Source organism: Lacinutrix sp. 5H-3-7-4 (genome assembly GCF_000211855.2).
Taxonomy (GTDB): Bacteria; Bacteroidota; Bacteroidia; order Flavobacteriales; family Flavobacteriaceae; genus Lacinutrix.
The window spans coordinates 1,052,972-1,069,177 of record NC_015638.1; the positions used below are offsets into that span (position 1 = coordinate 1,052,972).

The 16,206-nt window shown below is 34.2% G+C and carries 6 protein-coding genes; all 6 read left to right on the forward strand.

Going from position 1 to position 16,206, the window contains the following annotated elements; translation table 11 throughout:
* Positions 1–62 precede the first annotated feature (62 nt).
* The 6 genes from LACAL_RS04590 to LACAL_RS04615 all read left to right on the forward strand — a co-directional run bounded on the left by LACAL_RS04590 (position 63) and on the right by LACAL_RS04615 (position 16,138).
* The gene (locus tag LACAL_RS04590; RefSeq protein WP_013869539.1) at positions 63–5,645 is read left to right on the forward strand and encodes an Ig-like domain-containing alpha-2-macroglobulin family protein; all 5,583 of its coding nucleotides are present in this window, start codon (positions 63–65) and stop codon (positions 5,643–5,645) included.
* Between the two features lie 155 nt (positions 5,646–5,800).
* Positions 5,801–6,664 carry an SH3 domain-containing protein gene (locus tag LACAL_RS04595; protein WP_013869540.1) on the forward strand — a complete coding sequence of 288 codons (864 nt, stop codon included), beginning with the start codon at positions 5,801–5,803 and terminating at the stop codon, positions 6,662–6,664.
* A gap of 34 nt (positions 6,665–6,698) precedes the next feature.
* The gene (locus LACAL_RS04600) at positions 6,699–7,016 is read left to right on the forward strand and encodes an antibiotic biosynthesis monooxygenase (protein WP_013869541.1); all 318 of its coding nucleotides are present in this window, start codon (positions 6,699–6,701) and stop codon (positions 7,014–7,016) included.
* Positions 7,017–7,018: 2 nt separating this feature from the next.
* Positions 7,019–9,370 carry a penicillin-binding protein 1C gene (gene pbpC, locus LACAL_RS04605; RefSeq protein ID WP_013869542.1) on the forward strand — a complete coding sequence of 784 codons (2,352 nt, stop codon included), beginning with the start codon at positions 7,019–7,021 and terminating at the stop codon, positions 9,368–9,370.
* Positions 9,371–9,529: 159 nt separating this feature from the next.
* Positions 9,530–15,208, forward strand: coding sequence for a choice-of-anchor L domain-containing protein (locus LACAL_RS15540; protein ID WP_013869543.1), 5,679 nt, complete (start codon positions 9,530–9,532; stop codon positions 15,206–15,208).
* Between the two features lie 24 nt (positions 15,209–15,232).
* Positions 15,233–16,138 carry a type IX secretion system membrane protein PorP/SprF gene (locus tag LACAL_RS04615; RefSeq protein ID WP_013869544.1) on the forward strand — a complete coding sequence of 302 codons (906 nt, stop codon included), beginning with the start codon at positions 15,233–15,235 and terminating at the stop codon, positions 16,136–16,138.
* The last annotated feature ends 68 nt before the right edge of the window (positions 16,139–16,206 follow it).

Sequence of the window (16,206 nt, forward strand, 5' to 3'; positions counted from 1 at the left end):
TAACAAGAATACTCTTACCAGATTTTTCTTATCACTGTAATTCACTTTTTAAACCAACAACTATGCAAATAAAATCATTTTTTGCCTTGATCCTCTGTATCTTCTTGGCACAGTCTTGTAAGAAAAAATCAACCGAAACAGATAACCTTTTTAAGTTTAGAGATTACATAAGCTACACTACTTCTGGTCGGGTTTCTACTACAAGTAATATTCAAATTAGTTTAGCTAAAGAAGTCGAAGGATGGGAAACTGGCAACGTAATAAACGAGAATTTAATCTCGGTTTCACCAAATGTTTCTGGAAATTTAACCGTAGCGAACAAGCATGCGTTAGTATTCACTCCAAACGAACCTTTAAAAAGTGATACAGAATACTCTGTTACAGTAAAATTAAAGGAAATATACCCAGATATTTCACAGGAGTTTTCAAATTATACGTTTCAATTTAAAACCATAACACCTAATTTTAATATAGTTACTAACGCGTTACAATCGTATAACAAAGAATGGCAATATTTATTAGGCGTAGTAAAATCTGCAGATAATATTACAATAGACCAAGCAAAGCAATTGGTTGAAGCTTCGCAAGGCGGAAAAGATTTAAAAATTGAATGGAATGAAAGCAGACTTCCATCAAGACAATTTGAATTTAAAATAGATAGTATAAACCGAAAAATTGAAGACAGCGAAATTCTTATAAAATGGAACGGAAAAGCAATTAAAGCAGATAATTCTGGTGAAAACACGGTTGTAATTCCTGGAAAAAACAATTTTACTATTACAAAAATTGATGTTGTACAAAACCCAGAACAATACCTTTCTATAAATTTTTCCGATCCTATTAAAAAACAACAAAATTTTGATGGATTGGTAACCATTCAAAATAGCAAAAACCCAAAATATATTGTAGATGGCAATGTGTTAAAAGCTTATCCAGATTCCAAAATCACAGGAAACGTTCAGGTAGATGTATTTCAAGGCATTAAAAATACCGAAGGTTATAAACTTAAAAAACCTTTTTCTGAAACCATTTCTTTCGAGGAAGTAAAGCCTCAGGTTCGCTTAGTTAACAGCGGTGTTATTCTTCCTAATTCTCAAGAATTAAAATTCAATTTTGAAGCGGTAAACCTAAAAAAAGTAGACCTAAAAATTATTAAAATATACGAAGACAATGTACTTCAATTTTTACAAGACAATAATCTTCAAGGAGGCAATGATAATAGTATTAGACAAGTAGGAAGACGCATTGCAAAACAAACCATAACCTTAGTAAATGATGGTATAGAAAATGACGGAAAATGGAAAACCTACAGTGCAGATTTATCTAAATTCTTAACCGTAGATCCTGGCGCTATCTATCGTGTAGAAGTAAGTTTTAAGAAAGAGTATTCACTTTACGATTGTTCTGTAAATAGAAATATTACAAATTCTGAAAACAACGAAGACTATTACGAAGATGAATATTATGAAGACGATTATTACTACGATAATTATAACGAAAGTACCACCGAAGACGAAGACCGAAGAGAAGAAGAATATTGGGACAATGTAACGTACAGATACAGAAATTACAACTATAACTGGAGAGAACGCGACAACCCTTGTCACGATGCATATTACAATCAAGATCGTGAAATTTCACAAAACCTATTGGCTTCAAATCTTGGTGTAATTGTAAAAAAAGGCGCGAATAACAATTACTATTTTGCAGTGACAAACATATTAAATACAAATGTTGAAGCTGCTGCTAAAGTAACGCTATACAATTATCAACAACAAGAAATTTCTAGCACTAGAACAGACCAAGAAGGTTTAGCAAAAATTGAAACAAACAATCACGCTTCTTTTGCAATAGTTAGCAAAGGTAAAAGCAAAACCTATATAAAATTACGAGATGGCCAAGCTTTATCACTAAGTAAATTTGATGTTTCTGGAAACCATTTACAACGTGGTTTAAAAGGCTATATTTATGGAGAACGTGGCGTTTGGCGACCTGGAGACTCACTACATCTTACTTTTATTTTAGACGATAATGGCAATAAACTACCAAAAGGTCATCCAGTAAAAATGGAAGTTACAGATCCTAACGGAAAATTGGCTTACAAGAAAATTACAGCCAAAAACATTAATAACTTTTACTCATTTAAAGTGCCTACTTCAACCGAAAATAAAACAGGAAACTGGAATGCAAAAGTTAGTGTTGGTGGCGCCACTTTTTACAAAGGCTTAAAAATTGAAACTGTAAAACCAAACCGCTTAAAAATAAAAGTAGATTTTAAAAATGAAGTGCTTTCTGGTAGCGAAGCATTAAACGGAACACTAAACGTAAATTGGTTACATGGAGCACCAGCAAAAAATGTAAAAACTGAAATTAAAGCTAAATTTAGTAACGCATACACACCATTTAAAAAATTTAAAAACTATACGTTTAGAGATCCATCACGCTCTTTTTCTCAAGAAGAATTAAATGTTTTTGAAGGCAATGTAAACCAAGACGGTTTTACCGAAATTAAAAACAAATTAAGTGTTGGGCAAAATGCTCCTGGAATGTTAAACGTGCAATTTTTAGTACGTGCTTTCGAAAATGGTGGCGATTTTTCAATGGATGCTTTTACCAAACAATATGCACCTTACAAATCGTTTGTTGGTTTGCGTTCTCCTAAAGGAAAAGCTCATGGTTCGTTTTATACAGACGAGAATCAAACCTTTGATATTGTGGTTGTAGACGACCAAGGAAAACCTATAAAACGAAACGGATTAGAAGTAAAAGTTTATAAGGTTGAATGGCGTTGGTGGTGGAATTCATCGTACGATAATTTATCAAAATACACCTCAAGTTCTTTTCATAAACCATATATGAATAGTAAAATTAATACTAATGCTAAAGGCAAAGCCAGCTTCAATATTAATGTTCCAGAAAAAGATGGTGGACGCTATTTAATTCGTGTTTACGATCCTGAAAGTGGTCACGCCACTGGTCGCACAGCTTATTTCTACAAAAATTGGTGGAAAAAGCAACCAAGCGGAGACAAAGAAGCGGCTAAAATGTTAGTTTTTTCAGCAGATAAAGAAAATTATAATGTTGGTGAAACAGCAAAAATCACGTTTCCTTCTGGTACCGAAGGTCGTGCTTTAATTTCTATAGAAAACGGTACAGAAGTTATCGAGCATAAATGGCTAAAAACAAAAGCTGGTGAAACGGTTGTAGATGTTCCTATTACTAAAGCAATGGCTCCAAATGTGTTTGTAAATATTTCATTATTACAACCGCATGCTACAACTGCTAACGATTTACCGTTAAGACTTTATGGCGTAATTCCAATTTTGGTTGAAGATCCAAACACAAAATTAGAACCTGAAATCAGGATGCCTAGCGTTTTAAAACCTGAAGAAGAATTTACTGTTATTGTTTCAGAAAAAAACAATAAACCTATGACCTATACTGTGGCAATGGTTGAAGAAGGTTTACTAGATTTAACTCGATTTAAAACACCAAATGCCTGGTCTTCATTTTATGCTCGCGAAGCTTTAGGCGTAAAAACTTGGGATGTTTTCGACGATGTCGTTGGTGCTTACTCAGGAAGTATAGATCAAATATTTGCAATTGGTGGAGATGGAAATGCTGCCGAAGGAAAAAATAAAAAAGCAAACCGATTTAAGCCTGTTGTTAAAGTTTTAGGTCCGTTTACATTACAACCTGGCGGAAGAACAGAACATAAAATTAAAATGCCAAATTATATTGGTGCTGTGCGAACTATGGTAGTTGCAGGAAACACAGAGACTGAAGCTTATGGTAGCACAGACAAATCGGTTGAAGTTAAAAAACCACTTATGGTTCTTGCTACTTTACCAAGAAAATTAAGTCCTGGTGAAAAAGTTACACTTCCTGTTACTGTTTTTGCTATGGAACCTAAGGTTAAAAATGTAAATATTAAATTAAAATTAAGCAACGGCATTACAATTATTGGTGAGCAATCTAAAACATTAGCATTCGCAAAACCAGACGAGCAAATGGCTTATTTTGAGTTAGACGTTAGCAAAGCAAATGGTATAAATACAGTAGAAGTTATTGCAACTGGAAATGGTGAAAAATCAATCTACAAAGTAGAACTTGATGTTGAGAATGTAAACCCAATAACCTCTAAAGCGCTAGATCAAACGCTAGAAAAATCGGCTTCAGCTAGTCTCGATTTTACAACTTTTGGTGTAACAAATTCTAATAGCGCAACGGTTGAATTTTCAACAATGCCACCAATGGATTTTTCTAAAAGACTGCAATACCTTGTACAATATCCTCATGGTTGTGTAGAGCAAACGACGTCAGGAGTGTTTCCGCAGTTATATTTAAATGAAATTTTTGATATTCCGTTAAAGAAAAAACAAGAAATTCAAACCAATATAGAAAATGGCATCAAACGTCTTGGAAATTTCCAAAGACCAAACGGTGGTTTAAGTTATTGGATGGGAGAAAACACTGCTAATGATTGGGGAACTAGTTACGCAGGACATTTTATGCTTGAAGCCGAAAAACTAGGATTTGTACTTCCGCTTACATTTAAAAGTAATTGGATTAAATATCAAAAAGAAGCTGCTAGAAGTTGGAGACCAAGCTATAAAACATACAATAGTGATTTAGCACAAGCTTACAGATTGTACACTTTAGCCTTAGCAGGAAGTCCAGATTTAGGCGCTATGAATAGACTAAAAGAGTTTAGTGAAATCTCTAACGAAGCCAAATGGAGATTGGCTGCCGCTTACGCTTTAGCAGGACAAAATGAAGCTAGTAATGCCATTTCTAAAACAGCAAATATAGAATTTAAAGCACCTAAATATAACTATTACACTTATGGTTCTATAGACAGAAATCGCGCAATGGCATTAGAAACAATGGTACTTACCAAAGATTCTAGAATGCAAGAATTAGCAAAAACATTGGCTAAAGATCTATCGAGTAACCGTTGGATGAGTACACAAACAACAGCTTACAGTTTATTAGCAATGGCTAAAATGGTTAAAGCAAATGGTGGAAAATCTCTTGATTTAGAATATACAATTAATGGTAAAACCGAAACCATAAACACCAAAAGCGCCATTGCGCAACGTGAATTAAAAGTTATAGATGGAAAAAACACTTTAAACTTTAAAAACAAACAAGGCAATGTTGTTTACGTTCGTGTTTTAAATTCTGGAAAACTGCCTTTAGGTGAAGAATTAACCGAACAAAGAGGTTTAAGCACAAGTGTAGTTTATAAAGATTTAAAAGGAAATACAATCGATATTAAAAATCTAAAACAAGGTCAAGATTTTGTGGCAACTGTTACAGTGTCTAACCTAAAAAACGAACGTGTTACAGATGTTGCTTTAACACAAATATTTCCATCTGGTTGGGAAATTGTAAATACGCGTTTTACTGCCTTTGGAAGTAATACAACAAGCCAAGCACGCTTTACAGATATTAGAGATGATCGCGTAAACTTTTATTTCGATTTAAATAAAAAAGGAAAATACGGTACTAATACTTTTAATGTTATGCTTAACGCATCGTATTTAGGAACCTATTACCTACCAGGTATTCAAGCAGAAGCCATGTACGATAATGAGTTTTTAGTACGCACAAAAGGACAATGGGTAACCGTAGAAAAATAACTAATTCTTGCGCAAGTAGGAATCTAAAAAACAAAAAAAAGACCACTATGATTTGAAATTGAAGACGATAAAGGACGCTTTATTCAACACGCTTTCAGGTGATAACAAACCAACTAAAATGTTTAACTGTCATATTAATTTAAAAACAAAACATTATGAAAACGACAAAACATTTTATCACAACAATTGTATTATTAATCGTAGCATTTGGTTACAGTCAAAACTATGCTTACGTAACAGCAGATAGCGGATTAACGGTTAGAGAGCTTCCAGATATTGGCGCTTCAAAACTAGGTAAACTTATGTATAATGAAGCCGTTGAGGTTGTTGAGAAAACTGATAAAAAACTGGTAATTCTAGACCAAGGCAAAAAAGTTGAAGGCGAATGGGTGAAAATAAAAATGAATGGCTACCAAGACCTAAAAGGTTATGTTTTTAACGGCTTTTTATCTAAAAATAAAATGGCTAAAATTGTAAATATTAAACTCACCGAAGCAGATATTCATATTAAAAATTTAGCTATTTATAACGATGATGAATTACAGGATTTAACAACAAAAAATAATCTTAATATTGGAATTCATGTTAAAAACACACCTGGCAAAAAAACTATTGAAGTTAAAAACAACAATTATAAAAGTGTAAAGATTTTACAGCGTTATCAAAACACAATACATATTTTAGACGAACAAACACTTTGTGATTTAAGCGAATGGAAACAATTTCAATCGGACTGGAAACCAATTAAAAAAATAAACAAAACAAGGTTTGAAACATTAACTTATACTGATGCAGATACAAAACAATTTGTTCCTTTTGCTATTGAAGATTTAAAAACTATAGTTTCAGAAAAATGTGGAGAAAGTTGGATGAAAAACATCGAAAATATAAGTAACACGAATCAGTTTCCTATTAATGTTTCAACAAACCAAGTGTTTTTAAAATTTGTACTTACAGATTTTGAAGATAATGTTTCAGAAAAAACAATAACATTTACAGTACCGAAACACGAAAATTAATTAAAAAAGATTTCCGCTTTCTCGGAAACTAAAGATGAAAAACTTTAAACCATACTACGCAGTGATTTTTACTTCTACCAGGACCGAAGGCGACAACGGCTACCTTGAAATGGCAGAATTAATGGAAACTTTAGCTAAAAAACAAAATGGCTTTATTAGCATAGATTCTGCAAGAAACGAAGTAGGAATCACTGTTAGTTATTGGGAAAACTTAGAAGCAATACAACTTTGGAAACAGCAAACAGATCATGTAATTGCACAACAAAAAGGTATTAAAGATTGGTATTCGTGGTATAATGTAAAAATTTGTAAAGTGGAACGCGAATATACTTTTCAGCGAATGCAAGAATAAAAATGAATAAAGCATTTGCCTACATAAAAAAGCACAAAATCAAGTCGGTAAGTATCGTTATCGTTTTGCTTGCCTATTATTTTTGTTTACCAAAACAACTTTTTAAAGATCCAACAGCAACTGTAATTACAAGTAGCAACAACACATTATTAGGCGCACAAATTGCAAAAGATGGACAATGGCGATTTCCTAAAAACGATAGTGTTCCAGAAAAATTTAAAACCTGTATTATTAATTTTGAAGATGAATATTTTTATAAGCATCCTGGTTTTAATCCTATTTCAATATTTAAAGCACTAAAACAAAATATTAATTCCGGAGCAATAAAACGAGGCGGAAGCACATTAACACAGCAAGTTATTCGTTTATCGCGAAAAGGACAACCGCGAACATATTTAGAAAAAATTAAAGAAATTATTCTTGCTACGCGTTTAGAAATTCGCGAAAGCAAAGATGAGATTTTAGCATACTATTCCAGTTACGCTCCTTTTGGTGGTAATGTGGTTGGTATTGATGCTGCATCTTGGCGCTATTTTAATAGAAACCCACACGAATTATCGTGGGCAGAAAGCGCAACATTAGCTGTTTTACCCAATGCACCAAGCTTAATATATCCTGGAAAAAATCAAACTAAATTATTAAAAAAAAGAGATCGATTACTAAAAAAACTACTTCAAAATAAAATAATAGACTCACTAACTTATAATTTATCTATAGCAGAAGGTTTACCACAAAAACCGTATCCACTACCTCAAATCGCACCACATTTACTACAAAAAGTAGTTAAATCTAATCCTGGAGAACGTGTTAAAACAACAGTAAATTACAAATTACAGCAACAAGCAAACACTGTTGTTTACAACCATTATAACTTATTAAAACAGAATGAAATTCATAATATTTCAGTTCTAGTTTTAGATGTAAAAACACGTGAAGTTTTAACTTATATTGGCAACGCACCTACAAATAATAAAAACCAAAAAGATGTTGATGTCATTAATAAACCAAGAAGTACAGGTAGCATTTTAAAACCATTTCTTTATGCTGCCATGCTAGATGCAGGCGATTTATTACCAAACACGCTTGTGGCAGATGTTCCTACTCAATTTGGAAATTATGTGCCAGAAAACTATAATAAAGAATTTGATGGCGCAGTTCCTGCAAGTCGCGCATTGTCTCGCTCATTAAATGTTCCTGCCGTTAGAATGCTTAAAGATTTTGGACTAGATAGATTTCATCATTATTTAAAAGATTTAAAACTGAAAGACATAAAATACAATGCAAACCACTACGGTTTATCTTTAATTTTAGGTGGAGCTGAAAGTAATTTATGGGATTTATGTAAAAGTTATGCTAGTTTTTCTTCAACTTTAAATCATTTTAACGAAACATCAAGCGAGTATTTTTCAAATGAATTTTGCGAACCCACTTTTTTAGCTTCAGAAAAAATTGACTTCGGAAAAAAATCAACAGAAAAAACACTATTTGATGCAGCCTCAATATATCTTACCTACGAAAGTTTAAAACAAGTAAACAGACCAGAAGGTAATGAAAACTGGGAGTTTTTTGATGATTCAAAGCAAATTGCATGGAAAACCGGAACCAGTTTTGGTTTTCGTGATGCTTGGGCTATTGGCACCACAAAAGATTATGTTGTTGGTGTTTGGGTTGGTAATGCAGATGGAGAAGGTAGACCTGGCTTAGTTGGTGTAGAAGCCGCAGCTCCTATTTTATTTGATGTATTTGATTTATTACCAAATAGCGAATGGTTTGCTAAGCCTTTTGATGAAATGAGCGAAATTAATGTATGTAAAGAAAGTGGTTTTAGAGCAGGACAATATTGCAATCACAGTTTAAAAACTTTTGTTCAAAAAAGCGGACTTAAAACAAAACCTTGTCCTTACCATAAATTAGTACATTTGGATAATTCTGGAAACTTTCAAGTAAACACATCCTGCGAAGCAATAAGTAATATTAAAAATACGTCTTGGTTCGTGCTTCCCCCTTTAATGGAATACTATTACAAAAGTAAAAACCCATTTTATAAATCACTTCCTACATATAGAAATGATTGTATAGGAAATGAAGATGAAAAAATGCAATTTATCTACCCAAAAAACAATGCAAAAATTTTCCTTCCTAAAGATTTTAACGAAGAGACCAATGAGCTTATTTTAAAGATTGCACATTCGAAAAAAATGAGTGCTATTTTTTGGTATATCGACAACAAATACATAGGAAAAACCACTGAAATTCACGATTTAGCAATTAAACCACTCGAAGGCGTTCATATCCTTATAGCAGTAGACGAATTTGGCAATGAACTCAAGAAAACCATAGAAATTTCTAGATAATTTTGTTAAAATAGTTAGAATACATCTTCAATAATAAAATAATCATCCACTTCATCGAAAAAGGGTGCATTACGTCTATATGTCGCAATTTAGTAATTCAATTAACATATATTTAAGATTCAATTTTTGTAAACATAACATTCTAACACTAATCATAAAATGAAAAAGACTACTTTATTATTGGTTTTACTTCTAATAAGTTTATCCATAAGTGCACAAACTTATTTGAGTGAAAATTTCGACACAAACATACCTGCAACATGGACAGTTGATGATGCAGGAGCAGCTACTGGAGATTCATGGATTTCTGGACAAGTTGGAGGTGTTAACAATCTTGATGGCACTAATGCTGCTTTTGTAGATAGTGATGCTAACGGAAATGGAACATTACTTATTGAAACCCTTACCTCTCCTACTTTTGATACTACCGGAGCAACCGCAATATTTCTTGATTTTGATCAATACTATAGAAATATTGGAGCAGACACAGCCGTTGTTGAAGTTTGGGATGGTACTGCATGGGTTCCTGTTTTAACTCAAACAACAACAGCAGGAGCATTTAGTAATCCAGATCAACAACATATAGATCTTACAGCATATTCTAATAATGCAATGCAAATTCGCTTTGTTTACGACGATGCAGATTCTTGGGCTTGGTATTGGTTAGTAGATAATGTTATTGTTTACAATGCAACTTGTCCAAATCCAGATAGTTTCACTTTTTTAAGTGCAACATCAACAACAGCAGATATTTCATGGACAGCCGGAGGAACTGAAACAGCTTGGGAGGTTGCAATACAAACTCCTGGAACTGGAATGCCAACAGGTTCTGGTACAGCAACTACTTCTAATAATCCTTATGTTGCAACAGGATTAACACCTGCAACTAATTATGAAGCTTATGTTCGTGCAGATTGTGGTGGTGATTTTAGTATTTGGGTTGGACCAATAAATTTTGCTACAGAGTGCACAACGTTTGTAGCGCCATATACAGAAGGTTTTGAAAATGGTGGAGATATTCCATTATGTTGGACAATGGATGGTGGTGAAGATTGGCAGTTTGATAATGACCCTGGTTTTAATCACATTGGAGACAATGGTACAATTACTGGAACAACAGCAACTAACGATTACTTTGCATGGGTAGACTCTTCAGGAGATGATGGGCCAACAACTTTAACCACGCCATTAGTTGACGTATCTACATTAGCAACACCAGCTTTATCTTTTTATGAATTAAGTGATAACGAAGATAATGACAACTCTCAATTAGATGTTGAGGTTTGGGATGGTGCTGCATGGAATTTAATGGCTACTTATAACACCAATACAAATGGTTGGGAAGAAAAAACAATAAACTTAAGTACACTAACAATAACTGGAGACGTTCAAGCACGATTTATTTTCTCTGAAACATCAACAGGATTCTATGATGATATCGCAATAGACGATGTTACTTTTGATGAGTTACCATCATGTGTAAACCCAGGAAATTTAGCTGTTGATAGTGCAACAGATACTACAGCTACTTTATCTTGGATGGTAAATGGAACAGAAACAGCATGGGAAGTTGCAGTACAGGCACCAGGAACAGGAATTCCTACTGGAGCAGGAATGGCTGCAACAACTAATCCATACACAGCAACAGGTTTAACTGCTGCTACAACTTATGAATATTATGTAAGAGCAAATTGTGGTACAGAATTTAGTGATTGGATTGGTCCCTTAGTATTCGATACAGAATGTGCCGTATTTATCGCTCCTTATACTGAAGGATTTGAAAACGGAGGAATTATACCATTATGCTGGACGATGGATGGTGGAGAAGATTGGGAATTTGCTAATGATCCTGGATTTGATCACATTGGAAACAATGGTGTAATTACAGGCACAACTGCTACTAATGATTATTTTGCCTGGGTAGACTCTTCTGGAACTGATGCTCCAGCAACATTAACAACGCCTCTTATAGACGTATCTGGTTTAGCCGTACCTGCATTATCATTTTATGAATTAAGTGATAATGAAGGAAATGACAACTCACAATTAGATGTAGAAGTTTGGGATGGTGCTGCTTGGAATTTAATGGCAACTTACAATACAAACACTAATGGTTGGGAAGAAAAAACAATAAACTTAAGTACACTTACAATTACAGGAAATGTACAAGCGAGATTTATTTTTTCAGAAGTAATTACACCAGGAGACTTTTATGATGATATCGCAATAGACGATGTGACTTTCGATGAATTACCAAGTTGTGTAAACCCAGCTAATTTAGGTGTTGACAGTACAACAGACACTACTGCTACTTTATCTTGGATGGTAAATGGAACAGAAACAGCGTGGGAAGTTGTTGTTCAATCTCCAGGAACAGGAATGCCTACTGGAGCTGGAGATCCTGCAGCAACTAATCCATACACAGCAACAGGTTTAACAGCTATTACAGACTATGAATATTTTGTAAGAGCAGACTGTGGGAATGGTGATTTTAGTGATTGGGTTGGACCATTTACTTTTACAACAGAATGTTCAACATTTGCAGCTCCTTACACAGAAGGCTTTGAAAATGGCGGAACAATACCAGATTGTTGGACCATGAATGGTGGTGGAATTTGGGAATTTGCTAATGACCCTGGATTCGACCATATTGGTAACAATGGTACTATAACAGGAAACACTGCTACAAACGATTATTTTGCTTGGGTAGATTCTTCAGGAGACAATGGACCTACATCATTATTTTCTCCCTTAATAGATACAACTCCTTTAGCAGAGCCAGCACTATCATTCTACTTATTAAGTGATAATGAAGGAAATGCAAATTCTCAGTTAGACGTTGAAGTTTGGGATGGTGCGGCATGGAATCCAGTTGGAACATATAATACAAATACTGGCGGATGGGAATATATTATTATTAATATAAGTACATTAAATATAACTGGACCTGTACAAGTTCAATTTATATTCTCTGAAGTTATTGACCCAAGTGATTTCTATGACGATATTGCAATTGATGATGTTACTATAGATGAGTTACCTCCTTGTTTATTCCCTAACACAATTACAACATCGAATACCACAGAAACTTCTGTAGACATTTCATGGATACCAGGAGCATCTGAAACAGCTTGGGAATATGTTGTACAGCCAGTAGGAACTGGAACACCAACAACAAACGGAACACCAGCAACAAATACAACTGTTACAGAAACAATGTTATCTCCTGGAACAGCATACGAAATATATGTAAGGTCTGATTGTAACTCTACAGGAGACGGGTTTAGTGATTGGACAGGACCTGTAATATTTTACACATTACCAGAAAATGATGACTGCGAAGGCGCTATAAACTTCCTTGCTAATGCAGATGGTAACTGTACTAATTTTACTAGCGGATCTCTTTCTGGTGCAACACAATCACCACAAGCAAACCCTTGTAGTGGAACTCCTAACGATGATGTTTGGTTTTCATTTACTGCTGTATCTACAGATCACGCCATAAGCCTTAGTAATATTGTAGGATCTACAACATTTTTATCTCATGGATTATATGAAGGTCCAGATTGCAACAACTTAACAAATTTAACTTGTAGTACTGCAGATAATAGTACAGCAAATGGTCTTACCATAGGTAACACCTATTATATTAGAGTATTTTCAAATGGCTCAACACCAGCAACCACTACCTTTGATTTATGTGTGTTTTCTATTCCTCCACCAATTACTACAGATATAACACAATACACTGTTCCAGAATTAGTCGAAGACATTTTAGTAAACTCACCATGTTCTACTATATCTAATGTTACATCATCAACAGGAACAAATTTTGGATCTGATAATGGAATTGGATATTTTGAAGCTAATGGTTCAGGATTTCCTTTTGAAAGTGGAATAATAATGACAACAGGAAACGCTGTAAATGCACCAGGACCTGAAACCGGAACTTTAAGTGATGGTGGTGGAGCTGGATGGCCTGGAGATCCTGATTTAGAAGCGGAAATAATGGAAGGCCCAACAAACAATGCTTCAATTATTGAATTTGACTTTGTCCCTTTTATAGAAGACATGTCTTTTGAGTTCATTTTTGCTGCTGAAGAATATGGAACTTTCCAATGTGGATTCTCAGATGCTTTTGCTTTCCTTCTTACAGATACCGTTACAGGTGTAACTACTAATATTGCTGTTATTCCTGGAACAACAACTCCAGTATCTGTATTTACTATTAGGGATATGGCATTTAATGGTAGTTGCCCTTCTTCAAATGCAGCATTATTTGATGCATACTATGGTCCAGGTGGTCAACCTGCATTAACAAACCCAACAAACTTTATTGGTAGAACTGTACCTTTAACAGCATCATCAACAGTAGTTCCAAATAGAACATACCATATTAAATTAGTTATTGCCGATGATGGAGATACAGCTTATGATTCTGCCGTATTCTTAAAAGCTGGTAGTTTTGAGATTGGTGAAGTAGATTTAGGTGAAGACATTTTACTTTCAAGCGGAAATGCAAACTGTGAAGGAGATGAAGTTATATTAGATATTGGTGTTCCTGTAGGAGATAATGCTACTATTACATGGTATACTATTAATGATAACATTCAAGAAGCAATTCTTGATGAAAATGGAGCACCAGAAAGCGGCACTACTTTAGCTGTTACAGAAACAAATAATTACATAGTAGAAATTGTACTTAACGCTAACGCTTCTTGTTTTGTTATAGATGATATTTTAGTAGAGTTTTTCCCTAATCCGGTTTTACCAGATAATTTACCTGATATTCTGGGTTGTGATGTAGATAATACTAATCAAGCTATTTTTGATTTAACAGAAAATGAAAACCTTATTACAGGTACACAAACTGGTTTAATAATTACTTATTATTTAACTGAACAAGACGCTATAGACCAAACAAATGCTATAACTAATACAACAACATATAGTTCTACACCAACAACTATTTATTATAATGCTGCAGATGGAACAACAAGTTGTGATGCTGTAGGTTCTTTTAATATAGCTCTAGCTCCAAAACCACAATTAGCTCAAGCAGATAATATATTAGGTTGTGATGATGACGAAGACGGTATTTCAAATTATGATTTAACATCAAACGAAACTGTTATTGCAAATGGAAACACTGGACTTACATTTAGCTACCATAATAATTTAGCAGATGCTGAAGCGAGTACAAACGCAATAGCAGTGCCAACAGATTACGATGGAGGTACACAAACAATTTATGTAAGAGCAGAAAGTAACGATGGTTGTTTTGAAACAGCTACATTTGATTTAGACTTTGGTATTTCACCAAGTATAAGTTTCGATACAGATGTATTATATGAAGTATGTCCAAATGCTACATCCCCAATTTCGGTAACAGCAATAGGAGATAATTTTGTTGAGAGTGATGTAACAATCACTTGGTATAACGAAGGCGTATTAGTACCAGGTCAAACAAGTTTAACTATTAATAATGTATTAACATCAGGTACTTACACGATAGAGGTTATGTTTAACCAAAGTGGTTGTACATCTAGCGAAAGTATATTTGTAGATGAGTTAGAAACTTGTGTTATACCACAAGGAATCTCACCAGATGGCGATGGTTTAAATGATAATTTTGATTTAAGCAGTTTCGATGTTCAAAGTTTACAAATATTTAATAGAAATGGTCGTATGGTTTACGAGAAGACAAACTATAAAGATGAATGGCACGGTCAATCTTTAGATGGCGATGAGCTACCAGTAGGAACCTATTATTACGTAATGAACTACCAAGGCAATAAAACAAAAGCCGCATGGGTATATATTAATAGAGCAAACTAATAAAAAAACCAACAATTAAATCCAATGAAGAAATTAGTATATATCGTACTACTTATTGTAATAGGAGTACAAGCACAACAAGATCCACAGTACACACAGTACATGTATAACATGAACGTGGTCAATCCAGCTTATGCTGGGTCGACCGAGAGTGTATCTATAGGCGCACTTTACCGTAGCCAATGGGTCGGTTTAGAAGGCGCACCAAGCACAGGAACCTTATCTATACATTCACCAGTAGGTAATCGTGTAGGATTAGGGTTATCGCTTATAAGTGATGAAGTAGGACCAGTAAGCGAGACTAACGCTTATGTAGATTTCTCTTACTCATTACCAGTAGGAAATGTAACAAAGTTAGCCTTCGGTTTAAAAGCCGGAGGTACTTTTCATGACATTGGTACAGGAAGCGTAACAACATTAGATGCAGGAGATCCATTTTTCTCACAAGATGTAAATACAACAACCTTTAATGTAGGAGCGGGATTATACTTATACCAACCAAATAAGTATTACATTTCAGCCTCAATGCCAAACATATTAAATGGAACACATTTAGATTTTGATGGTAGAAAAATAGGCTCAGAAACAGAGCATATTTTTGCAGCAGCAGGTTATGTATTCGATCTTTCAGAGAACTTTAAGTTAAAGCCACACGCTTTATTAAAATTTGCTTTTGATGCACCATTGAGTTACGATTTAAACCTAAACCTATTTATGTACGATGTAGTAGAAGTAGGAGCAGGTTACCGTATAGACGATTCTTTTAGTGGTATGGTAAACTTTAGAGTTTCACCAGCATTAAGAATAGGTTATGCTTACGACGCAATACAATCAGAGTTGGATGTTGTAACCAATGCCTCACATGAGATTTTTGTTAATTTCGATATTAATCTACCAAGAAAAGTCTCACGTTCACCACGTTATTTCTAATCACATAAGCCAAAAGACACCAAAGATGAAACACATAAAACTAATAATAACACTAGTCATCCTAAGTT